Genomic DNA, 23279 nt, shown 5'->3' with positions numbered 1-23279 from the left:
TCCTGCAAGCCTGGACTTCAGGCGTCGCTCTGAAAATACGTGAGCGCTTTTGCTTAACAACAAAGCGGTGATTCATGTGTTTAAGATCGCCTATGCCACCGACTTGAAAGCTTCACGGAGACCTCTACTTTGACGGCGAGTAACAGGACTGTCTCCAGGAATTTGCTCTACTTACGAGCCCACTTCCTCGGAAATCGCTCGGTATCTGATTACGCCCGCGACGAGCCGCCGCTGCGATCGGAATTGTTCAGCGCCGACCAGATGGAGCAGCATGGTAAGAATCTCGCTTCCTCGCACACTCTGACTCCGCGGCGAGCCAGGGAACGGCTGTTAACGCGGCTGGCGGAGAACGAACGCATTCTGATTGAAGCCGGTCAGCTGCTTACGGCGGCGGTGACGGCAAACCGCCGGATTACACCGGCCGGGGAATGGCTGCTCGACAACTTCTACCTGATCGAAGAACAGATTCGCACGGCCAAGAGACACCTGCCGAAGGGTTACAGCCGGGAATTGCCACGCCTGGCTCACGGCCCTTCGGCCGGACTCCCGCGCGTGTATGACATCGCGCTGGAGACGATCGCGCACGGCGATGGACGGGTGGACACGGAAAGCCTCCGCCGTTTCGTCGCATCCTACCAATCGGTCACCGCCCTCAAGCTGGGCGAATTGTGGGCCATCCCCATCATGCTGCGCCTGGCCTTGATCGAGAATCTCCGGCGCGTTGCCGCCCGCAGCGCCGCCGGCCGGATCGACCGGAACCTGGCCGATTCCTGGGCCGACCAGATGATCAAGATGGCCGAGAAGGATCCGAAGAGTCTGGTTCTGGTGATCGCGGACATGGCGCGGTCGAGCCCGCCGATGACGACCCCGTTCGTTTCGGAATTTACGCGCCGGCTGCAGGGGCAGAGCCCGGCTTTGGCATTGCCGCTGACCTGGATTGAACAGCTGCTGTCCGAGTCCGGCCTGACGATCGAGCAGTTGGTGCAGTCGGGAAACCAGCAACAGGCCGCCGACCACGTCTCCATCAGCAACAGCATCGGCAGTCTCCGATTCCTGGGCGCGATGGACTGGCGCGACTTCGTCGAGACACTGAGCGTCGCCGAACAAAAACTACGGGAAGACCCCGGCGCCATCTACGGCATGATGGATTTTGCCACCCGCGACCGCTATCGCCATGTCGTGGAGAAGATCGCGAAACAAAGCCGCCTGTCCGAAGCCGAGGTGGCGGAGCGGGCGGTCAAACTGGCGCACGCAGGCGCGGCCCGCCAAGGCGGCGATGATCGAACGGCGCACGTGGGCTTCTACCTGGTCGACAAGGGATTGCGCGAGCTCGAGCGGACGGTGGAGGCGCGCCTTTCCGCCGTCGTGGCGTTCACCAGAGCGGCCGGCCGGTTTCCGTTGCTCCTGTATCTGAGCTCGATCGCGCTGATCACGCTGATCCTCGCCGGGGGTTTGTTGATGCAGGCGCAGGCCAGCGGCGGGCCGGACTGGATGCTCGTGTTGCTGGGTGTCCTTGCGCTGCTGTCCACCAGCCAGCTGGCGGTGGCGCTGGTGAACTGGCTGGCGACGTTGCTGGCAGCGCCGCATCCGCTGCCGCGCATGGACTTTTCCCGGGGGATCCCGCCGGAATCGCGCACGCTGGTCGTGGTTCCGGCGATGCTCGGCGGCGCTCACAACATCGAGGATCTGGTCGAGGCGCTGGAAGTCCGGTTCCTGGCCAATCGGGACGACAATCTGCGCTTCGGCCTGTTGACCGATTTTCAGGACGCGCGCGCTGAAACGCTGCCGGAGGACGCAGCGCTGTTACGGCTGGCGGCGGCGCGCATCGGGGAACTGAATGAAAAGTACCGCGATGCAAACGGCGACACGTTCTTTCTGCTTCATCGACCGCGCCTGTGGAATCCGCAAGAGCGGATCTGGATGGGCTACGAGCGCAAGCGCGGAAAACTGGCGGACTTGAATGCACTGCTGCGCGGGGGCGCAACCGATCGCTTCTCGCGGATTGTCGGTGACACCGGCGCTTTATCGAACGTGAAGTATGTCATTACCCTGGACACGGACACGCAACTCCCGCGCGACTCGGCGCGGGAGTTCGTGGGAAACCTGTCGCACCCGTTGAATCGCGCGCGCTACGATGAAGACCAACAACGTGTCGTTGCGGGTTACGGCATCCTGCAACCACGCATGGGCGTGAGCCTGCCCGGCACGAACCGCTCGCGCTATGCCCGCTTGTACGGGGATGAGCCGGGTATCGACCCCTATACGCGCGCCGTCTCCGACGTCTACCAGGACCTGTGCGGTGAAGGCTCGTTCATTGGCAAGGGGATCTACGATATCGATGCGTTCGAGCGGTCGCTCAAGGATCGCTTTCCCGAGAACCGCATCCTCAGCCACGATCTTCTGGAAGGCTGTTACGCGCGCGCCGGGCTGGTGAGCGATGTGTTGTTGTACGAGGAATACCCGTCTCGCTACAACGCGGACGTGAGCCGCCGGCAGCGCTGGATTCGCGGCGATTGGCAGCTTGCCGGCTGGCTGTTGCCGCGCGTTCCCGGTCCCGGTGCGCGCCGGCAGAAGAACCCGCTGTCGTGGCTGTCGCAATGGAAACTCTTCGACAACCTGCGGCGCAGTCTCGTGCCGGCGGCGTTGACGCTGCTGTTGCTGCTGGGCTGGACGGACTTGTCATCGGCCTGGTTCTGGACCTTGGCGGTGATTGGAATCATCCTGATCCCGTCCTTGATTGCCTCTGCTCTGGAGATGTTTCAGAAGCCGGTCGACGTGCTGCTGGCTCAGCATCTCGCCGCCGTCGTACGCGCCGTCGGCCGGCGCCTCGCCCAGGCGGCTTTTGCGCTCGCGTGCCTTCCCTATGAAGCGGTCTTCAGCTTGGATGCGGTCGTGCGCACGGCGGGACGGATGCTGATCACGCACCAGCGGCTTCTCGAATGGAATCCATCGAGCGAATGGGATCGCGACAGCCATGCGGGCCTCGCCGCCTCTTTCCGATCGATGTGGACCGCCCCGGCGATCGCCATTGGCGCGGCGCTGGTTTTGGTGCTGTCGAACCCGGCCGCGCTGGTCGTGGCGGGACCGATACTGGTCTTATGGCTGGTCTCGCCCGCCATCGCCTGGTGGATCAGCCGGCCACTTCCCCGCCGTGAAGCCAGGCTGACGGCCGACCAGACCTTCTTCCTGCGCAAGCTGGCGCGCAAGACCTGGGCGTTCTTCGAGACCTTCGTCGGCCCGGAAGATCATTGGCTGCCACCGGATAACTATCAGGAGTATCGCGGTCCCGTGGTGGCGCACCGCACGTCGCCGACCAACATGGGGCTAGCGCTGCTCGCGAATCTGTCCGCGTACGACTTCGGTTACATTCCGGCCGGACAACTCATCGAGCGCACGGCACGTGCATTGCGCACGATGCAATCCATGGAACGGCACCGCGGCCACTTCTACAACTGGTACGACACGCTGTCGCTGAAACCGCTGCACCCGGCCTACATTTCGACGGTGGACAGCGGGAACCTCGCGGGTCATCTGCTGACCTTGCGCCCGGGTCTGTTGTCACTACCCGATCGCCCGATCCTGGAGGCGCGATGGTTTGACGGACTGCGCGACACGCTGGGGATCCTGGCGGATGCCGTGGGGGGTGCCACGCCGGCTGCGCTCGCTCCATTTCAGAAAGATCTGGAGTCCGCCGGCGATTCCCGGCCAACCACGCTTTCGGCGGCGCGGCTCACGCTTGACCGGCTGGCGACACGCGCGGAGGAGTTTGCCGGCAGTCTCGATGCTGTTTCTGAAAAGTTGTCTCAGAAAGATAGCGAGCGGGTATCAGCCGAGGAAAGACGGCACGCGGAACCCGAAGTATACAGAGAAGCGCATGACGATTCCGTGCACCACCCGACCCTGGATCACGCCAGCACGGTAATTTCCGAAACGGCTTCTGAGGCCGATGCGAATTGGTGGGCACGGACGCTGGCCCGGCAATGCCGCGCCGCTCTCGATGAGTTGACGTTTCTCGCCCCGTGGACATTACTGCCGGCGGCGCCGAACGGACTTAATGACTTGCTCGGCATCAGCGAAATACCCACGCTGCGCGAAATGGCCAGACTCGCGGAAGAACCGCCATCGACCATCGCGCTACGCATGGGCGACGCGATAACACCCGAACAACGCGGATGGCTGAATGAATCGCGGCCGCTCATTCTCGAAGCCGGCCGCCGCGCCCAGGAGCGGATCGCGGCTGTCGAACATCTGGCATCGCAGTCCGCCGAACTCGCGCACATGCAGTACGACTTCCTGTACGACAAGGCATCGCGTCTGCTGACGATCGGATACAACGTGGATGAGCGGCGACGCGACTCGAGCTCCTACGACCTGCTGGCCTCGGAAGCGAGATTGATAAAATTTGTCGCGATTGCGCAGGGGCAAGTGCCGCAGGAGAGCTGGTTCGCCCTCGGGCGTCTGCTCACGTCCGCCGGTGGCGAGCCGATTCTCCTGTCGTGGAGCGGTTCGATGTTCGAGTACCTCATGCCGCTCCTGGTGATGCCCACCTACGAGAACACGCTGCTCGATCAGACCTGTCAGGCGGCAGTGCAGCGACAGATCGAGTATGGGGGACTGCGCGGCGTGCCGTGGGGCATGTCGGAATCCGGTTACAACACGGTCGACGTTCATCTCAATTACCAGTACCGCGCGTTCGGCGTGCCCGGCCTGGGGCTCAAACGCGGACTGGCGGAGGACCTGGTCGTGGCCCCCTATGCCTCGGCGCTGGCATTGATGGTGGCGCCGGAAGCGGCGTGCCTGAACTTGCAGCGGCTCGCCGATACGGGACTGCTTGGTAAATTCGGTTTCTACGAAGCCATCGATTACACCCCGTCACGTCAACGACGCGGGGAATCGGGCACGGTGGTTCGCTCCTTCATGACCCATCACCAGGGGATGAGCCTGCTCGCCCTGGCCTATCTGCTGCTGGACCGTCCGATGCAGAAGCGTTTCGCGTCGGACCCGTTGTTGCAGGCGACCCTGTTGTTGCTCCAGGAGCGGATACCCAGGGCCACGGCGCTGTTCCCGCACACCGCCCAGCTCTCCGACATTCGACCCACATCCGGCGCTGCGGAGACGCCGATTCGCGTTTTCGACAGCCCCGATACGCCGACACCGCAGGTGCAGTTGTTGTCGAACGGCCGATACCACGTGATGGTCACGAACGCGGGAGGCGGCTACAGTCAGTGGAAGAATCTCGCCGTGACCCGCTGGCGCGAAGACGCCACCCGCGACAACGGGGGCATCTTCTGTTACCTGCGCGACGTGGCGAGCGGTGAACTCTGGTCAACCGCACACCAGCCGACGCTCAAGCGTGCGGACAGCTACGCCGCGATTTTCTCGGAGGGGCGAGCGGAGTTTCGCCGCCACGACCACGACATCGATTGCCATACCGAGATCGTGGTTTCGCCGGAAGATGATATCGAGCTGCGTCGCATCCATATCTCCAACCGCTCCCAATCGCGCAGAACGATTGACGTGACGAGTTACGCGGAAGTGGTTCTTGCGCCCGCGGCCGCGGAAGCATTGCATCCGGCGTTCAGTAATCTCTTTGTTCAGACCGAGATCATCGAACCGCGGCGGGCGATCCTCTGCACGCGCCGGCCCCGCTCCCTCGATGAGTCGGCACCCTGGATGTTTCACCTGATGGCCGTGCACGAGGCGGACATCGGAGAGATCTCCTACGAGACGGACCGCCTGCAGTTTATCGGCCGCGGCAACACCGCCGCCGCGCCCCAGGCCCTGAACGGAACCACCGCGCTCTCGGGCAGTCAGGGTTCGGTACTCGATCCGATCGTCGCGATTCGTTGCCGTATCACGCTCGATCCGGACGAAGCGGCAACGATCGATATCGTTTCCGGCATCGGCGAAACCCGTGACGCCGCCTTGGGCCTGGTCGACAAATACCAGGATCGGCGGATCGCGGATCGCGTCCTGGAACTGGCATGGACCCACGCCCAGGTGGTGCTGCGGCAGATCAATGCCACCGAGGCCGACGCGCAACTCTATGGACGCCTTGCCAGCTCCGTCATCTACGCCAATTCCTCGTTGCGCGCCGACGCCGCCATCCTCGTCAAAAACCGCCGTGGCCAATCCGGCCTGTGGGGCTATGCCATTTCCGGCGACTTGCCCATCGTGCTGCTGCAGATCGGCGACCCGGCCCATATCGATCTGGTGCGCCAACTGGTACAGGCCCACGCGTACTGGCGCCTGAAGGGACTGGCGGTGGACCTGGTGATCTGGAACGAAGACCGTGCCGGTTACCGGCAACTGCTCCAGGACCAGATCATGGGGCTGATTGCCGCGGGCGTCGAACCGCACGCCATGGACCGGCCGGGTGGAATCTTCGTGCGGCCAGCGGAGCAGATATCGGACGAGGATCGCATCCTGATCCAATCGGTCGCGCGCGCCATCATCAGCGACCGTAGCGGAACGCTGGTAGAGCAGATCAACCGCCGTGGCCCGGTGGAAGTGCGCGTTCCGCGCCTCAAACCAACCCGCAGCCACCGCGCCGAACTCCCGGCCGCCACCGGGTTGCCGCGCCGCGATCTGATCCTCTTCAATGGACTGGGAGGATTTACCCGTGATGGGCATGAATACGTTATCATGACCGCGCCGGACCAGGTGACGCCGGCGCCGTGGGTGAACGTGCTGGCGAATCCGCACTTTGGAAGCGTCATCTCGGAGAACGGCCTGGCCTATACCTGGAGCGAGAACGCCCACGAATTCCGTCTCACGCCCTGGCACAACGACCCGGTGAGCGATGCCAGCGGAGAAGTTTTTTACCTGCGCGACGAAGACAGCGGCCATTTCTGGTCGCCCACGCCGTTGCCCAGCCGCGGAGCCGGTTATTACGTGACTCGCCACGGCTTTGGCTACAGCGTCTTCGAGCACGTGGAGGATGGCATTCGCTCGGAGCTCACGGTTTACGTGGACGTGGACACCGCGATCAAGTTCGCGGTGCTGAAAGTGCACAACGAGTCGGGCCAGCCGCGCAAGCTCTCCGCGACCGGTTACGTGGAGTGGGTGCTGGGAGATTTGCGGCCGAAATCGGCCATGCACGTGACCACCGAAATCGACCCCCACAGCGGCGCGCTGTTCGCGCGTAACCCGTACAACACGGAGTTCACCGGTCTGATTGCGTTCTTCGATGTGGACGACACAACCCGGACCGTAAGCGGCGACCGCACTGAATTCATCGGGCGCAACGGCACGCTCGGGAATCCGGCGGCGATGCACCGTTCGCGCCTTTCCGGCAAGGTGGGAGTCGCACTGGATCCCTGCGCCGCGATCCAGGTCGGCTTTGAGCTGGCCGACGGGCAAGAGCGCGAGATCATCTTCAGGCTCGGCCTGGCGGGAAGACGCGGGACGGACGACGCCAGCAAGCTGGTACATCGCTTCCGGGGCTCGGCCGCCGCGCGCGGCGCGCTCGATGCCGTGTACCACTACTGGAACCGCACGCTCGGCGCGGTGCAGGTGGAAACACCCGACCCGTCGCTCAACGTGCTGACCAATGGCTGGCTTTTGTACCAAACGCTGGCATGCCGTCTTTGGGCGCGCAGCGGATACTACCAATCGGGGGGTGCCTTCGGCTTTCGCGACCAATTGCAGGATGCGATGGCGCTGGTGCATGCGGAGCCGCAGCGGCTGCGCGCGCAACTGCTGCTGTGCGCCAGCCGCCAGTTCCTGGAGGGCGATGTCCAGCATTGGTGGCACCCGCCGGCGGGCCGTGGCGTGCGTACGCATTGTTCGGATGATTACCTGTGGCTGCCCCTGGCGACGTGCCGCTATGTGCTGACCACCGGCGACACCGGGGTGCTGGAGGAATCCGTTCACTTCCTCGAAGGCCGCCCGGTCAATGCCGAGGACGACTCTTATTATGATCTTCCCGGCCGCTCCGGCGAGGCGGCCAGCCTGTACCAGCACTGTGTGCGCGCCATTCAGCGGGGACTGCGGTTTGGCGAGCACGGCCTGCCGCTCATGGGCACCGGTGACTGGAACGACGGCATGAATCTGGTGGGCCATCACGGCAAAGGCGAAAGCGTGTGGCTGGGATTCTTCCTGCACACCGTGCTCACGCAGTTCACGGCGGTAGCACGCCTGCAGGATGATCCCTCCTTCGCCGAGCGTTGCGAAGAGGCTGGAGTTCAGCTGCGCCGGAATATCGAGCAGCATGGCTGGGACGGCGCGTGGTACCGCCGCGCCTACTTCGACGACGGCACGCCGCTGGGGTCGGCCGCCAACCCCGAGTGCCAGATTGATTCGATTTCGCAGAGCTGGGCGGTGCTGTCCGGGGCGGGCGATGCGCAGCGCGCACGCCTGGCCATGGAGGCGGTGGATCAGCGCCTGGTGCGCCGCGATCATGCGCTGATTCAGCTTCTGGATCCGCCGTTCGACAAGTCGCCGTTGAATCCCGGCTATATAAAAGGATACGTCCCGGGCGTGCGCGAAAATGGCGGGCAGTACACGCATGCGGCGATCTGGGCGGCCATGGCGTTTGCCCGACTGGGCGACCGCCGGCGCGCGTGGGAACTGTTGGCCATGATCAACCCGGTGAATCATGCCAGCTCTCCGGCGGGGGTGGCGACCTACAAAGTTGAACCGTATGTCATCGCGGCCGATGTCTATGCGGTTACACCCCACACCGGCCGCGGAGGTTGGACCTGGTACACCGGCTCGGCCGGCTGGATGTACCGGCTGATCGTGGAGTCGCTCCTGGGCTTGAGGCTGGAAGTGGACAAACTGCATTTCACGCCGTGCCTCCCGGCGGACTGGAAGGACTTCACGCTGCACTACCGGTATCGGGAGACGGTCTACCACATCGTCGTATCGCAAACGCGCGCCGCCGATGATGCGAAGATCGGCGAGACGAGTATAACGGTGGATGGCGTTGAACGACTCGACAAGACTATTCCCTTGATTGACGACCGTCAGGAACACTCGGTCGAAGTGAAAATTCCGATCACACACGGTTAAACCCCGAGTAACCTGACCACTCCAGCATGCCCGAGCGCCGAAGCTGAAATGCAAAACACGGGTTGCACCCATGGGACGTTGATCGACGACACAAACCTGGTGCTTATTTTCAGGATGAGCCAGTCCACGTGTCAGCGTAGCCTGTCCCCGGCGAATTACAGAAATACGCCACAAGCTCCGTCGATGAGGTTTCCCTCGCCGCCTCGGCTCACGCGGCACAGATGCCGCCCGGCCCGCCGATTCGTCACCATGGGCAACCGGGGCAAGCACCAGGACCATCTCGTCCCCCTTCTCACGCGGGTAGGGAGGCGTCACGCCTGTCACCACCACCGTGACCAAAACGTGACGCGCGCCGGTCCCACCCTGTTCATTTCTGACCATCCGAGTCACGGACGCGCGGAGCCCGGGCGCGTAACGGGTTGATTTTCGTGACTGTGGTTTGAAAAAGTGAGTTTCACACGGCAGGGGTCGCAGGTTCGAACCCTGCATCGCCCACCAGATAATCAATATTTTAGCCTCTTCACTTTTCACCGAATTTCCAATGAGGGGCTACTACAACACGCACAAGACCCCTAATCATGTCATCGACCACCCAGTCATTCATTTAAGGTCTTTACCGCAAGGCGGAATGGGATGAGCTGATGTTCCAGATGGCCTAGAAACAGTTTTTAAAGGCCGCCGAGATCATGGGCCCCGACGTAAATATCCGCGACCGTCTGCTGTATCCTCAGCGGTTGTTGACCGTCAGTTTTCCTTGCCGTCGCGATGAATACTTGGGAGTCGAGACGGTTTTCGGCTATTGCGTGCAGCGCGTACTGACGATGGGACCGACCAATGGCGGTATCCGCTATCACCAAGACGTGAATCTGGGGAAGTGTCGACGCTGGCGATGTGGGAAGTATGTCTGAAGGAGTTGCCGTTGGCGGCTAAGGGTGGTGCGCGAATCGATCCGCAGTCATGTCGCGCCCGGAACTGCAGCGACTCACGCTCCGCTACACGATGGATATCATAGACATGTTCGGGCCCGATCACGACATTCCCGCCGCCGATATGTCCCTGGAAATCGATTTTGCTCCCACTCAGCTCCATACCGCACTGATCGTAGGCGCCCCACCCGGAATGACCAATGGCGATGGCCCCTCGCTAAATGCCCGAAGGGACTAGGTTATTCCACACTGGCTTTACCCGTGGTCGTCACTGGCACGCGTTTTGCTGCTACTTTGTAGATATTGGCCTTAACGACGGTTACGGGCCGTCAAGTCACGGCTTTCAAACGACTGGCCAGCTGTAACCACACCGGGGTGGGACGTCCGAATTCCACGGATTGTGTGTCCTATGATTAAGGTACGGAGGTAAACACATATGAAATTATTCAGCCTTTCAATCTTCCAAAAGATATTGATTGCGATGCTGTTCGTCGCGGTCGTGCCACTATCCGTTATCTGGTATATCAACTACCAGAACACGATCGAGCAGACCACCGACGGCGTAAATCAACAACTTGCCAACGTCTCGGACAAGCTTTCGAGCTTCGTGAACAGCTGGGTCACGATGAACCTTAAAGTCCTGAACCAGAATGCCGCACTCAAGGACATGGTTTCGATGGATAGTGCGCTACAGAATCCGATATTACGGTCGGTGCTCAATGAATATAAGTGGAGTTATCTGGTCTTTACCATGGGGCCTGACGGCATGAACGTCGGAAGAAGCGATGATCTCAAGCCGATCGATTACAGCGACCGGGTTTATTTCAAGGACGTCATAAAAGGCGCCCCCATGGGTAAGCAGGTTATAGTCAGCAGGACCACCGGAAAGCCGGCGGTGATTCTTTCCGCCCCGATTTTTGCCGGGGACGAAACCACCGGCGGGAAAAGAATCGCCGGCGTGATTGCGATAGGCATGTCGATCGCGGAGATGTCGGAAAGAATCACCAACCTGCGGATTGGTCAAACCGGATACGCGTTTCTGCTCGACGAAAACGGCAAGGTGGTCGCGCACCAAAAGGAGGAATACGCGGACAAGAGCACCGACTTCAGCAAGCACGCCGCGTTTGTGCAACGCCCGCAAACCGGTAAAAAGCTGATCTCCTACCGGGATGGCGATAAAGATGTCATCGCGTACGTACAGAAGACTGACCAGGGTTGGACAATGGTAGCCCAGCAGGATTATGACGAGGCGTTTCGCCCGGTTCGAGACGCCAACTGGAACGCGTCCATTCTTTTAATCGCTACTTTGGCAGTGGTAACAATGATTGCGTATATGTTCTCGCAACAGCTCGCCAACCCGATCCGGCGCTTGACACGCATCGCCGACGAAATGAGCCGCGGTCGGACCTTCGCCAAGGTCGCCGAGGCCAGCCGCGGAGATGAAATCGGCGCGCTGGCGGCGGCCATCGATCGTATGGGAACGAGCATCAGGCTGGCGATTGAACGGCTGCGTGCAATACATAAGCAGCCCGCAAACGAACCGCGTCTCAGGGCGGAGAGATAATTGGCAGGAAGAATATGTTGGTTTGCGACGCCGCGAAACCGCATCATAGAACGTGACTGCACAGAATATGGATTGTTTCACGCGCGAAAAACATCACTGCGGATACGCGAGAAGCCAGGCTTTCCTGTCGGATTGCAAACAAGGTAACGGTATGTAGATCCGCGGCAATCTTCGCGACGCGGAGGTGAACATGACAGAACCGGATAAAACCTCGCTGGTTACACATGAAGGTTTCATGCATGAGTTGCAACGCAGTTGTAACGAGAAACGGACAGGTACGTTACTGATCGCCACGAAAGACAACCACCTGGCACGTATCTATCTCGAGAACGGCGTGATCACTTTCGTGTCGTACGGCCTGAAAAAAGGCGTTGAGGCGATCATTCCCATCAAGGAAATCACACAGGCCCGCGTCAAGTTCTCGCAAAAGCAAATCGGTGGTCATCACGGTGAGAAACTTCCGTCAACGGCGGAAATTTTGCACCTGCTTGCCGGCGAACAACGGGCGACGACGACGGCGCGCCTCACTCCGAATTCAATTACCGGCGATCAGATGCCCGGTGTGCTCAAAGTGATTGAATCCGAATTGGTCGAGTTCCTGGGACCGTTGGCGGTAATCGTATGGTCCGAACAACTCGAGCGGTACGGCAAACCAACCAATCCAAGTCAGTTGCAGGCACTCATCGACAATCTCGCCATGGAAATCGGCGATCCGTCAAAAGTTAAACGCTTCCGGCAACAAATCTGGCAGAAAATCGGAGCGGGACAACACTAGGGAAACTTTCTTATAAGAATTTATAACACTTGACCCTAGCGTACTTTTTCCAGCGTCAACCCCCACACACCCACGCCTTTATGTCTGGCGATCTTTTCGAGCGCAGTATATTCGAAGGGTGCATCCGGCAGCGCCAGCGCCCAACCTCGTTCAAGCAGATAGGCGCTTAAATCTTCGCCACTGACCCGGCAGCGCGCCACGATACTGCCGTCCACGTTTTTCATCATTGGCTCGCAGTGAACGAAATCAGCCCCAATCTTGAAATCGAGCGCCAGTGCGGCCCGTGGCGCGCACGTCACGGGCCGCTCGAACAGGCGGCAGGACTGGGCTGTTTGGGGGATGTAAATGCCAAACAGCCGGATGGCACGGCCGTCCACTCTCAACGAGCCATCGTCCTGCACGAACGCGTAACTCGAAATGTCAGTAGCCGAAGCCTTTGTCGCCACTGACAGCGCCAATAAAATGCTCAACGCCGATGCGCACAAAAAAGGAAAAATACCCATGGTTTCCCCGACAAATAACGGTTATAGCCACTAACTAAAGATTTCCCTCTTCCTTCGATAATGATGGACAGCTTATTCCTGAAAAAATTCCGGAGATGGGTGAGTTAGGTCGCTCACGTAACAGCCCTGGGCTCTTTTGCACGAAAAAGTTGGTGCGGAGACTTGATCAGCAATCGTCCTGGTCGGTGTGATCCCGTGCATACGGCGATCCGGGCGGCCATGGTGTTTTCCCTATTTAGATGACTGTCGGGCAGTCAGTCGCCGGCCGGCGGCGATAGCTTTCTCGGGGCGTTGGTGTTCATCTTCATCGTGCTGCTGATCACCGATATACTCGGCTTAACCAATATCTTCCAGTTCGTCAAACATAACCGCTAAACGCGGCGCTTTGCATTTGCCGAACGACTGACGCGCAGACCTCCCGGAGTAATCTGGGCGGTGTTCTGGTTCCGCTCCTGCGGGTTGAGGCCGCGTGGTTCGTCTTGGTGTGGTGAATAGTGGTAGCATTCTTCTCCATACCGAGGAAGTTATCGCACACCGAAGACGGAATTCGAACAACAGGGATCGAGTCACCATGCCGAGTTCACTCCAGGGCCGTCCCATGCGGTTGCTGCTGATCAATCCGAGGTTTCCGGAGAGCTTCTGGAGCTTTCGCTGGGCGCTGGAAAACATCCTGCCCGACAAACGCGCGCTCAACCCGCCGCTCGGGCTGGCCACGCTGGCGGCGCTGTGTCCGCCCGGCTGGCAGGTGGAAATCATCGACGAGAACATCGAAACGGTACCGTTGCATCCGCAGGCGGACATCGTCGGGATCTGCGGCATGGCCGTGCAGTTCCGGCGCCAACTGGAGCTGATCGAATACTACCGCCGTCAGGGCCATTACGTAGTGGCCGGCGGCAGTTTCGCCTCGCTGTGCCCGGAACGCTTCGCGGACCTGGCCGATACCGTCGTGGCCGGCGAGGCCGAATACATCTGGCGTGAATTCTGCCGTGACTTCGAACACAACGCGCCCAAGCCCCGCTACCGGGAGACCGGCGTGGTCAAACTGGAAGACTCGCCGACACCGCGCTTCGACCTGCTCAAGCTGGATCGCTATGTCACCGCGAGCATGCAGTTCTCGCGCGGCTGCCCTTACCGCTGCGAATTCTGCGACATCATCGTCATGTTCGGGCGCCGGCCGCGCACCAAAAGCCTGGAACAAATCGGCCGCGAGCTCGATCGACTGCGCGCCCAGGACATCCACAACGTATTCTTCGTGGACGACAACCTGATCGGCAACCAAAAACTGGCGAAGGCGCTGCTGCGCTATCTCGCGGATTATCAGCGGCGCCACCACTACACCTTCCAGTTCGGCACCGAAGCGTCGATCAACCTGGCGGATGACGCCGGGCTATTGCAGCTGTTTCAGGACGCGAATTTTGCCTGGGTGTTCATCGGCATCGAGTCGCCGGATGAAGCCAGCCTGAAGGAAACGCTCAAGACCCAGAACACCGGGCGCGACATGCTGACCGCCGTACGCGCGCTTTACACCCACGGCGTGGACGTGCTGGCGGGGTTTATCATCGGTTTCGACAACGATACGCTCGACAGCTTCGACAAACAGTACCACTTCATCACCGGCGCCGGCATCCAGGTTTCCATGGTGGGCCTGCTCACGGCGCTGCCGCGCACGCCGCTCTACGAACGCCTCCAGCTGGAAGGGCGGCTGATCGCCGGGGCCGGACACGGCGACAACACCAAGCCGGGCACCAATATCATCCCGAAGCGCATGGGCTACGAGGCCATGGTGCAGAATTATCAGGTGTTGTACCGGCGCCTGTTCAGCGACCACGGCATCGCCCGACGCATCGGCAACAAAATCCGTTATCTCCGGAATCCCGTCTACCGGGGGAATTATTCGCCGCGCCAGCGCCTGGCGATCGTGCGCCGACTGTTCACGCGCGCCCTGCTCGCCGGCGGGCTGATACGGTTGCTCCACATTTTGCGCACGCTGACCGCCGCGCCGCCGCGCGCCTGGCCGCAGGTGCTCGCGGACTGGATCGCGGGGCTGGCCATGCGCGACTATATCGAGCGCCATTTCATGACCGACCGCCACCGGGAGCAGCGTCTGGCTCAGCGCACCGCCGCCATGCTGCACAAACTGTGTGCGGCCGAGGTACATCGCGGTGTGGTCGAAATCGCCAGCCGCGTCGGCGAGGGCGGCGCGCATTTGCAGATCCTGCTGCGCGGATATGTCGGTCGCGCGTTTTTCACGCGCGCCGCGAAACGCCTGGAGAAAATGCTGCACCGCTCCGCCGCCACCGTGTCGCTGCACATCGAAGCACTGCGCGCGGATCAGCAGCGGCAACTCGAGCGCCTGCTGAAGCGTCTCGCCCCCTATGGCGATCGCGTCTCAGTCTGGATCGATGAGCGCGTGCGGCCGCTGGTGCCGATCGACTCCTCGGTATTTCATCTGCTGCTGACGCGCGACGCGCGCACCGGCATCCCCTCGGCTTGAGCGCCGGCCGTGGCGCCGGTTGCGTCGCCATCCATTGATTTCGGCGGCGCCACCGAGCCGGCGTAGAATACCTCGCACTCCCCGCCCGGAAAGAGGTCCCTCCCCTTCTTGAGCAGCTGGCGCGCCGGCCCGGTGAGCGACATGAGGATGTTCGGTTTCTCCACCACCGGTTTCTGGAAGCTGCCAGTTATTTTTTGCCGCACCGTGACGCAACCCTTGGCGTCGATCAGCGCCATGGTTACGTCATCGAATCGCTCGTTGACGAAATCGAGTCTCCCATGGAGGGCGATCCGGTTCCGGTTCGTCGCCATGGCCACATCTCGCGCTTGCGCCACGCCGCGCTCGACCTTCCAGTCGGAGACGAGCGTCCGGATCTCGCTGCGGCCCTCCGATCCTTGAAAGAGGCTGGCGAAGTCGTACCCCTTGGTGACCGCCAGTCCGAAGGGTCCGGCGAAGAAGAAGGCGCCCACGTCCACGAGGTTGAAGTTCTGACTGGACTCAAACCGGGACAGCACCCGGTCGAGGTCGATGCCGTCGAGCGTGAGGTTCTCGCCCCGAAGGGAGGCCTCTCCGTCCGCGGTCTGCTTCATCTCGTTCACTGTCTTTCCCTGCAGTGACAGGTTCGCGGTGAAATCCATCGGACCTTCCGCAACCTTCCGCGGCGACAGGGTCTTGAGGAACTCCTCGCTGCGGAACTGCGGCAAAGCGTAGCGGACCTGGTAACGGGGCACGCTGCCCGAAAAGTCCGCCTGGATACCTCCCGACCCCTGCGCGCCAAAAATACGCATCGTGACCGGTTTGAGTTCGAAGGTGCCATGCTTCCCGTTAGCCGTGAATTTCAAATCGGATACCGTGAAGTCATTTTTCCGGATCTCGCCGCAGGCGAGTTGTGCGGCGAAAGAAAGCTGCTTCATAAGATCCGGTCTTTCCCCACCCGAGAGTCGCAGGCGGCGCAGGTCCAGGTTGCAGTCTCCGGCCTCGAATCCTTGCCCGGATTGTTTGTCCGTGTAGACGAGAATCGCGTCCGAAAGAATAAGCTTTGCCAGATCCAGAGCAGGTAACACGGCTCCGGCCACCACCACCGGTTGCTCGAAGTTGAACTTGCCGTCGTGGTCCCGCTCGATAGAAATTCTGGGCTGTTTCAGTGCGATCTTCCCGATCCGGATTTTCTTTTGGAGCAGAGGAAGTAGATCGATGCTAAGGCTGGCTTGCTTCGCGGAGACGAGGTTCGTTCCCCGATTGCGGATGTTCACGTCCTGCAGCGTGACGTGCAGATCCGGGGGGAAACCGATTCCCATCCGACCACCGACACTGACATCCATCCCCAAAGCCCCCGAGGCGGCGGCTACCAATCGGGGCTTGTAGGCATTGGCGTCGACAAAAAGCAGCAGGGCCAGCGCGATCAAGACGAGCAGACCAACGAACCCGCCGACGGCGAACAGGATGACTTTAAGTGCTCTAGACATTGACCTGATCCAGCCTCATGGAAATTCTATCAGTACCTGGCTCAAACGGCACAACCGCCGGCACCACCTCGTGAACCGTGATGAGCTTGGCAAACGGATAACCCGCATGAGCCCCACCAAACGCTCAATATCTTCTTCCCTAATGTGTTCTAGCATGTAAATTGGATTGGCGAGCTCTGGTTCGACTCCGTCCCAGGGTCATCCGGCCGGTAACTACAACCGTGACCAAAAAGTGACGCACTTCAGTCCACTCCTGTCCACCTCAGTCACGGACGCGTGGAGCCGGCACGCGTAAGTGGTCGATTCTCGTGACTCTGGATTTGGGAAAGGGGATTTACACGGCAGGGGTCACAGGTTCGAACCCTGCATCGCCCACCATTTACGACATCAGAAAACCACGCGACCCACCCGAGCGGCGGAGTGGGCATTACTCACCCACGTGCAGTAATTGACCACGTACCCGCGCGATGTTGAAGAAAGCCAGGAAAGAAAAAAATCCGGCAGCAAGATAAATCACATTCAACCCTGCTGCTTTCAGCAGCAAGTCGGCACGAAATGTGTGGTCTACCACCACGGCGCGCATCCCTTCGAAAACGTGGCTCGACGGCAGTATCGCCGCAACATATTGCAGCCAGTCAGGCAAGGTGTCGATCGGATAATACACCCCGCTGACGGGCTGCACGGCAAAGATGGCGATCCAGGCCATGCTCTCCGCTCCCAGGCCGTAGCGCAGCACGATACCCGACACGAGCAGGCCGATCGACCAGCCCATGATGATAAGGTTCACAAAAAAAGCGAGCAGCGGAAGACCCAGGCTGAAGACAGAGAAATGAAACATCGGGATGGCGATCAACGCCGCGCCGCCCACGCCGATGAGCGTACGAATCAGGCTCATGCTCAGCAGCGCGCAAGCCAGCTCCGTCGGACGCAACGGGCTCACGAAAAGATGCCCGAGATTGCGCGACCACATCTCTTCCATGAACACCAGCGACACGCCGAGCTGGCTGCGAAACAGCACGTCCCACAGCAACACTCCCGAGAGCAATACCCCGGAGGCCTGCGCAATCCACGAACTGTGATTGACCAGAAACAGCGTGATGAAGCCCCACAGGATCATCTGCACCGTCGGCCAGTACATGAGTTCTAGAATGCGCGGGCCGGAACTGCGTAATAGATACGTGTGTCGCAGTATCAGCGCGTAAATGCGCCGCAACGAGGGCAGGAAGCCAGTGTGCTGGCGCATGCCTACGTTCATTTGTCCGCCGTTTGATTTTGATCGAGGGCGATTTCCAGGTGGCGCTCGCGGGCGATGTCGATGAACACCTCTTCCATGTTGCGCCGGCCGTAGCGCGTGAGCAGCTGTGCCGGCGGACCGCGGTCAACCAGCTTGCCGGCCCGCAGCATGATCACGTCATCGCACAACCGTTCCACCTCCGACATATTATGCGAGGCAAGCAGAATCGTTGTGCCGGTGCGTTTACGAAACGACTCCAGCAAGCCGCGTACGTAATCGGCCGTGTCCGGATCAAGCGAGGCGGTCGGTTCATCGAGCAACAACAACTCCGGCTCGTTCAACAGCGCCTTGGCCAACACCACGCGCGTCTTTTCGCCGGCTGACAGTTGCCCGTAAGGCCGCCCCAGGAAACGCCCAATCTGGAGTTCTTCGGTCAGGGCATGAATGCGCGCGCTGAAATTGATAATTCCGTAGAGGCGAGCATAAATCGTGAGATTTTCACGGACCGTCAACCGTCGCGGAAGATCGACATAGGGCGATGAAAAATTCACGCGCGGCAAAACCCGATAGCGGTCGCGCAGCATATCCACGCCAAAAATGGAAACGCTGCCCGAGGTGGGCAACAGCAGGCCGAGCAGCATGGACAGGGTCGTGGTCTTCCCCGCGCCATTACCGCCCAGCAGCGCGGTGGTCGAATGCGATGCCACTTCAAAACTGATGTCGTCAACGGCCATGACTTGACCGAAATACTTGCAAAGCCGGGAAACGGAAACAACGGATGAGGACATGAAAGTGCAGATTAACTCAGCGCGAATGACTTGTCAGCTTGCGTTTGTCCCCTTCCCTTTTTGAAACAGAAAAGGTCGCCATGCAGAAACGATAAAGGGACTTATTTCACAGGCGGACTTGTCTCGAATTTCTTCCACACGCACTGCCCGCCGCTTTTCTTGTCGAGCTCGTCGAGCCAGTCTTGATGTGCGGCAAGCTCTTCGGCGCTAGGCGTGATCACCGGCAACTTCGGGCGTCTGGAATCGAGACGGCGGATGTCCGTCGCCGTCACCGTGGAAGTTGCCGATTTGAGCGGGCTGTGCGTGTCCTCGAACAGCCCGGTCTGCCCTCCGGTCATGGCGAGATAAACGTCTGCCAGAATCTCGGCGTCGAGCAGCGCGCCGTGCAGCGTGCGGTGAGAGTTGTCCACTTTGTAGCGCTTGCACAGCGAATCCAGGTCGTTCTTCTGGCCCGGGTGCATGTTGCGCGCGAGTTTCAAGGTATCCAGCACCGAGCAGAAATCCTCGATGCGCTGCGGACTAGCGCCGTTCGCCATCTGAAACAGTTCGTTATTCAAAAAACCGATGTCGAACGGCGCGTTGTGAATAATCAGCTCCGCGCCTTTGATGAATTCGAGGAAATCCCGGGCGATATCGGAAAATTTCGGCTTGCTCGCCAGCTGCTCGTTGGTGATGCCGTGCACTTCCATCGCCCCCGCATCAATCTCCCGTTCCGGATTGATGAATTGCTGGTAACGATTATTGCTCGCCCGCCGATTGATCAGCTCGACACAGCCGATTTCAATGATCCGGTGGCCTTCGGCAGGCTCCAGACCGGTGGTTTCCGTATCGAGAATTATCTGGCGCATGTTCCTTTATCCAGCATCAATCCGTCGATGGAAGGAGTTGCGACAAGGCTGAAATCAGTTTCGGAATATCTTCCCGAATAGTCTTATACAACAGTTCATGATCGATCTGCCCGTATTCATGGGCCAGGATATTTCTTTGACCAATCATGTCGCGCCATGGAATTTCGGGATGCTGGGCCTGATATTTCGGAGATACCCGGCGCGCGGCTTCCCCGATTATTTCGAGTGTACGTTCCACGGCGCGGCAGCGGATTTTGTCCTGTTTGAACGTTTTTACGTCCATTGCTCCCAGAATTTCAACAGCCTCCTTGGCCGCCTCCAGCATATCCCACAAATAAGCGGCGTCCTGGCCTTCAAGCGCCATAGATAGGCTGCAAATCTTTCAGGATGGATTTTCTGCGGTACGGGTTACGCAAAATGCTGGGCGTGGCCACATCAACCGGCCGCTGATTAAATAAGACCGACAGCTCGCCTTGCAGTTTAAGCAACCCGGAAAACGACGGTTCTTTCCCCGGTTCGAACTCGACAAGCACATCCACATCGCTGTCCGGCCTGAAATCCTCGCGCAAAACAGAACCAAACAGAGACATGCGGAGCACGTAGAACCGCCGGCAAATCTCGGCAAGCTTCTCGCGAGGAAAATTGATGTGAATCTGGCCCATGGTATGCAATTTCCGTTCTTCGCCCGTGATTATAGCCGCACGGGTTGTTAAATCCTCAACACATTCTCGCCCTGCTCATTTGATACACTCTCCGCAGCCGATTTCAATAATCCGGTGCCCTTCCACGGGCTCCAGCCCGGTGGTTTCCGTATCAAGTATTATCTGGCGCATTTAACATACTCATAGGTCAATGAATCTTGTCGTTCAAAAGAGCTTCGATTGAGTAGACAACGTTATCAACTGTTAACAGTACTACTCTTTTTATTTCTGTTTCTCCATCTCTCTTGAAATACCCGTTCTCACGAACAAGGAATTCTCGATTATCCACAGATCCTTTCATTTCAACTATGACAATTTTGTTGTTTTTATGTCTCTCTATACCTTTTATCACCCACCTTGCTAGCAAATTTGACACTGGGTCAATACCGACCCCTGCTCGTGATGATTCGTAAGCAGCTTCATCTATCTTTGGTTCTCTCTCGTGTATCTCAATCAGAAGATATGACAATGTTACTTTTCTTGAGGCAAGCTTAGATCCGAGTTTTTCTTGTAATCTCGCTTTTAGAATCGCTGGAACGGGCGGTGTAAAATTTTTATCTCCAAGAACAGTTACTGATTTATTTTCTTCAGGTAACTTTGCGGTCTCCAAACCGCCTTGGCGGGCATCAATAAATGCAAAATTCGTCACACCGGAATCACTAATTCCAAAATTAATAGTACCTACAGAGGCACAAGAATAAAGGACCAGAATTATGCAGCCTAAGAGAATGCGAGCCATGTTATCCTAATGATATCACTCTGTTGTTTATTTAATTTATTCGGGAATTCCATGTTATTTATTTTGTAACATTAATCATAATATTTCTTCAATCGCTCTGTTTGCTAATTGATCTGCCCTCTCGTTTTCCTCATGTCCGCTGTGCCCCTTGATCCACTTCCAGTGAATGCGGTGCTTGTGCGTCGCTTCTTCGAGGCGCTGCCACAGGTCCTGGTTTTTCACTGGCTTCTTGTCCGCGGTCTTCCAGCCGCGGCGCTTCCAGCTATCCAGCCATTCGGTGATGCCTTTTTTCACATACTGCGAGTCGGTCGTGATGGTGACATCGCACGGGCGCTTCAGGGCTTCGAGCGCCTGGATCGCCGCCATGAGTTCCATGCGGTTGTTGGTGGTTTCGCGCTCGGCGCCGTAGAGTTCCTTCTCGTGATCGTCCTTGCGCAGAATCGCGCCCCAACCCCCGGGGCCGGGGTTGCCGCGGCAGGCCCCGTCGGTGAAGACCGTAACTTTATCCAAGTCGTTTCACACGCCGGGGATTAAAGGGCAGCACGATTCCACGAACCGTGGGTTGTGTCGCGACCCGGCCGGCGATGCGCTTTGTTTTCCAGCTTACCGGCAATGGCGTCACGCCCAGAACACGCTTTTTTGCGACGACGAGATACACCGCCGCCATCATCGGCCACCAGCGGTCACCCATTTTGTCGAGGAAGTGCAGCCGGTGCATGACGCCCTCATTTTGCACCGGCGGACGATAATAGAGCATCATTCCGTGCGTGGTGTCGAAGTCGAGCAGCTCGAGCCAGTCCTTGATGCGCGACAGGCGGAAAAATTTACCGCACCAGGGCGCCATTCGTGGACGGCGCGCGATGAAACGGCGAAATCCCCAAAAACTAAGCGGGTTGAAACCCAGAATCACCACGTTCCCCTCGGGGCGCAGCACCCGGCTTACCTCGCGCAGGACTTGATGTGGATCCTGGCAGAAATCGAGGGTGTGCGGGAGCATCACCACATCGGCACTTTTTGTATCGAGCGGGAGGGCCTCGGGTAAACTGCGTATCGTGCAGCGGTTGGCTATTCCGTTGTAATCGAGCAGGATGCGCGTCGGGGCACTGCAGGCATCCATCAGGTCGAGTTTGCCGATATGCCCAAGTTGCGCCACCACCGTGCCATAGAGTCCCGAGAGCACAGCCCGCAAGTGATGCGCCTCCAGCGCCTGCAATGACCGCCCGAGCGGAGATTCGAACCACTCGCACAGTTGCCGACGCTGCATGCTACAGGTATCGTTCTCCTTCATTGACCTTCTCCCGGCCTCACTTCAAACTGTGGTGATGACATCAGTTTTACATGCCTGCGCATTCAAGGACAACTATATCTGGTTAATCCGCGGGCAATCACCCGACAAGGTCGCCGTCGTTGATCCCGGCGATGCCGAGCCTGTTTTGGCTGAAATACACAAGCGGCATTTGACTCCCGTGGCCATTCTCTGCACCCACCATCATGCCGATCACGTGGGGGGCGTGGAAAATATTCTTAAACATTACTCCTTTCTTCCGGTATACGGCCCGGCGCGCGAACGCATTCCGGCCGTCACCTATCGGCTCAAACACGGTGATCACGTTAAACTGCCCAAGCTCGGACTCGAATTCGACGTGCTCGACGTCCCCGGACACACCGCCGGACACATCGCTTTTTTCGGCGCCGGTATGGTGTTTTGCGGAGATACGCTGTTCTCCGCCGGATGCGGAAGACTCTTTGAAGGCACCCCGGAACAAATGCACGTCTCGCTCGCTAAATTTTCCGCCCTGCCGGAATCCACGGAAATGTATTGCGGTCATGAATATACCGAAGCCAATCTGCGTTTTGCGCTCGCCGTCGAGCCGGACAACGCAGACATGCACGCGCACCTCCAGGAGGTGCAGCAACGACGCGCCGAAAATCTGCCTACCCTCCCCTCGACGATCGGCCTGGAGCGGCGCATTAACCCGTTTCTTCGTTCAGGCCAGGCTGCCGTACGCCTTGCCGCTGAAAAACACTGTGGACACCCGCTCAATTCCGAGGTTGAGGTGTTTGCCGCGATCCGCCGATGCAAGGATGGTTTCAAGGGATGAATGGTCATCCATGGCATCTTCCGACGAAATAACCCTGACATGGGGTAATGCGGTATGGACAAACGCCATGATATTGAATTTACTTAAAATATCCCTTGCAAGCGGTTGACGTTGCTATTCTAGC

At 59.2% G+C, this 23279-nt stretch carries 17 protein-coding genes and 1 pseudogene; 7 read left to right on the top strand and 11 right to left on the bottom strand.

The features are described 5' to 3' along the window. The first annotated feature begins 261 nt into the window (after window positions 1–261). The 4 genes from WD823_RS05365 to WD823_RS05350 all read left to right on the top strand — a co-directional run bounded on the left by WD823_RS05365 (window position 262) and on the right by WD823_RS05350 (window position 12280). Window positions 262–9015: a glucoamylase family protein gene (locus WD823_RS05365; RefSeq protein WP_368428542.1), complete on the top strand. Its 8754-nt coding sequence runs from the start codon at window positions 262–264 to the stop codon at window positions 9013–9015. Window positions 9016–9701: 686 nt separating this feature from the next. Next, the gene (locus WD823_RS05360; RefSeq protein ID WP_368428451.1) at window positions 9702–9923 is read left to right on the top strand and encodes a Glu/Leu/Phe/Val dehydrogenase dimerization domain-containing protein; all 222 of its coding nucleotides are present in this window, start codon (window positions 9702–9704) and stop codon (window positions 9921–9923) included. A 454-nt stretch (window positions 9924–10377) separates the two neighbouring features. After that, on the top strand, window positions 10378–11505 hold the full coding sequence (locus WD823_RS05355; protein WP_368428450.1) for a cache domain-containing protein: 1128 nt from the start codon (window positions 10378–10380) through the stop codon (window positions 11503–11505). Between the two features lie 190 nt (window positions 11506–11695). Beyond that, the gene (locus tag WD823_RS05350) at window positions 11696–12280 is read left to right on the top strand and encodes a hypothetical protein (RefSeq protein WP_368428449.1); all 585 of its coding nucleotides are present in this window, start codon (window positions 11696–11698) and stop codon (window positions 12278–12280) included. Between the two features lie 35 nt (window positions 12281–12315). Here WD823_RS05350 and WD823_RS05345 read toward each other — a convergent pair whose 3' ends face one another. Next, window positions 12316–12750: a thermonuclease family protein gene (locus WD823_RS05345; protein ID WP_368428448.1), complete on the bottom strand. Its 435-nt coding sequence runs from the start codon at window positions 12748–12750 to the stop codon at window positions 12316–12318. A gap of 276 nt (window positions 12751–13026) precedes the next feature. Here WD823_RS05345 and WD823_RS05340 point away from each other — a divergent pair, with 276 nt between their 5' ends. After that, window positions 13027–13158 carry a PA2779 family protein gene (locus tag WD823_RS05340; RefSeq protein ID WP_368428541.1) on the top strand — a complete coding sequence of 44 codons (132 nt, stop codon included), beginning with the start codon at window positions 13027–13029 and terminating at the stop codon, window positions 13156–13158. Between the two features lie 223 nt (window positions 13159–13381). Next, complete coding sequence (locus WD823_RS05335) at window positions 13382–15277, top strand: radical SAM protein (RefSeq protein WP_368428447.1); 1896 nt, start codon at window positions 13382–13384, stop codon at window positions 15275–15277. Here WD823_RS05335 and WD823_RS05330 read toward each other — a convergent pair. The 10 genes and pseudogenes from WD823_RS05330 to WD823_RS05285 form a co-directional block, all read right to left on the bottom strand. Next, complete coding sequence (locus tag WD823_RS05330) at window positions 15229–16743, bottom strand: AsmA family protein (protein ID WP_368428446.1); 1515 nt, start codon at window positions 16741–16743, stop codon at window positions 15229–15231. The two genes, WD823_RS05335 and WD823_RS05330, sit on opposite strands and share 49 nt — an antisense overlap. A gap of 427 nt (window positions 16744–17170) precedes the next feature. Next, the gene (locus WD823_RS05325) at window positions 17171–17986 is read right to left on the bottom strand and encodes an ABC transporter permease (protein WP_368428445.1); all 816 of its coding nucleotides are present in this window, start codon (window positions 17984–17986) and stop codon (window positions 17171–17173) included. 8 nt (window positions 17987–17994) lie between these two features. Continuing rightward, entirely contained in the window at window positions 17995–18765 is a 771-nt protein-coding gene (locus WD823_RS05320) for an ABC transporter ATP-binding protein (protein WP_368428444.1), read from the bottom strand. Between the two features lie 101 nt (window positions 18766–18866). Then, on the bottom strand, window positions 18867–19613 hold the full coding sequence (gene dnaQ / locus WD823_RS05315) for a DNA polymerase III subunit epsilon (protein ID WP_368428443.1): 747 nt from the start codon (window positions 19611–19613) through the stop codon (window positions 18867–18869). A gap of 16 nt (window positions 19614–19629) precedes the next feature. Further along, window positions 19630–19977 carry a DUF86 domain-containing protein gene (locus WD823_RS05310; RefSeq protein WP_368428442.1) on the bottom strand — a complete coding sequence of 116 codons (348 nt, stop codon included), beginning with the start codon at window positions 19975–19977 and terminating at the stop codon, window positions 19630–19632. Then, window positions 19967–20275: a nucleotidyltransferase family protein gene (locus WD823_RS05305; protein ID WP_368428441.1), complete on the bottom strand. Its 309-nt coding sequence runs from the start codon at window positions 20273–20275 to the stop codon at window positions 19967–19969. The genes WD823_RS05310 and WD823_RS05305 overlap by 11 nt, the downstream gene beginning before the upstream one ends. An 87-nt stretch (window positions 20276–20362) precedes the next feature. Further along, window positions 20363–20446, bottom strand: a pseudogene (locus tag WD823_RS05300) (exonuclease domain-containing protein); the annotation flags it as partial. Between the two features lie 16 nt (window positions 20447–20462). Then, on the bottom strand, window positions 20463–21053 hold the full coding sequence (locus tag WD823_RS05295) for a hypothetical protein (protein WP_368428440.1): 591 nt from the start codon (window positions 21051–21053) through the stop codon (window positions 20463–20465). 75 nt (window positions 21054–21128) lie between these two features. After that, a complete protein-coding gene (rnhA, locus tag WD823_RS05290; RefSeq protein ID WP_368428439.1) occupies window positions 21129–21563 on the bottom strand; it encodes a ribonuclease HI in 435 nt (144 codons plus the stop codon). Beyond that, window positions 21556–22341, bottom strand: coding sequence for a class I SAM-dependent methyltransferase (locus WD823_RS05285; RefSeq protein ID WP_368428438.1), 786 nt, complete (start codon window positions 22339–22341; stop codon window positions 21556–21558). The genes rnhA and WD823_RS05285 overlap by 8 nt, the downstream gene beginning before the upstream one ends. Before the next feature lie 34 nt (window positions 22342–22375). On the opposite strand from WD823_RS05285, the gene gloB reads away from it, so the two are divergent. Next, on the top strand, window positions 22376–23155 hold the full coding sequence (gloB, locus tag WD823_RS05280; protein ID WP_368428540.1) for a hydroxyacylglutathione hydrolase: 780 nt from the start codon (window positions 22376–22378) through the stop codon (window positions 23153–23155). Window positions 23156–23279 lie beyond the last annotated feature (124 nt).

This window comes from Sulfuricaulis sp., from assembly GCF_040901545.1.
In the GTDB taxonomy this organism is placed as follows: domain Bacteria; phylum Pseudomonadota; class Gammaproteobacteria; order Acidiferrobacterales; family Sulfurifustaceae; genus Sulfuricaulis.
The sequence above is the reverse complement of the archived record's forward strand: the minus strand, read 5'-3'. Positions and strand labels throughout refer to the sequence as shown.

Excerpts from the sequence above, each read along its gene's own strand:
- WD823_RS05365 (WP_368428542.1), top strand. The coding sequence starts at position 262 with ATGGAGCAGCATGGTAAGAATCTCGCTTCCTCGCACACTCTGACTCCG.
- WD823_RS05360 (WP_368428451.1), top strand. The coding sequence starts at position 9,702 with ATGGGCCCCGACGTAAATATCCGCGACCGTCTGCTGTATCCTCAGCGG.
- WD823_RS05355 (WP_368428450.1), top strand. The coding sequence starts at position 10,378 with ATGAAATTATTCAGCCTTTCAATCTTCCAAAAGATATTGATTGCGATG.
- WD823_RS05350 (WP_368428449.1), top strand. The coding sequence starts at position 11,696 with ATGACAGAACCGGATAAAACCTCGCTGGTTACACATGAAGGTTTCATG.
- WD823_RS05335 (WP_368428447.1), top strand. The coding sequence starts at position 13,382 with ATGCGGTTGCTGCTGATCAATCCGAGGTTTCCGGAGAGCTTCTGGAGC.
- WD823_RS05330 (WP_368428446.1), bottom strand. The coding sequence starts at position 16,743 with ATGTCTAGAGCACTTAAAGTCATCCTGTTCGCCGTCGGCGGGTTCGTT.
- WD823_RS05325 (WP_368428445.1), bottom strand. The coding sequence starts at position 17,986 with ATGCGCCAGCACACTGGCTTCCTGCCCTCGTTGCGGCGCATTTACGCG.
- WD823_RS05320 (WP_368428444.1), bottom strand. The coding sequence starts at position 18,765 with ATGTCCTCATCCGTTGTTTCCGTTTCCCGGCTTTGCAAGTATTTCGGT.
- dnaQ (WP_368428443.1), bottom strand. The coding sequence starts at position 19,613 with ATGCGCCAGATAATTCTCGATACGGAAACCACCGGTCTGGAGCCTGCC.
- WD823_RS05310 (WP_368428442.1), bottom strand. The coding sequence starts at position 19,977 with ATGGCGCTTGAAGGCCAGGACGCCGCTTATTTGTGGGATATGCTGGAG.
- WD823_RS05305 (WP_368428441.1), bottom strand. The coding sequence starts at position 20,275 with ATGGGCCAGATTCACATCAATTTTCCTCGCGAGAAGCTTGCCGAGATT.
- WD823_RS05295 (WP_368428440.1), bottom strand. The coding sequence starts at position 21,053 with ATGGCTCGCATTCTCTTAGGCTGCATAATTCTGGTCCTTTATTCTTGT.
- WD823_RS05285 (WP_368428438.1), bottom strand. The coding sequence starts at position 22,341 with ATGAAGGAGAACGATACCTGTAGCATGCAGCGTCGGCAACTGTGCGAG.
- gloB (WP_368428540.1), top strand. The coding sequence starts at position 22,376 with ATGACATCAGTTTTACATGCCTGCGCATTCAAGGACAACTATATCTGG.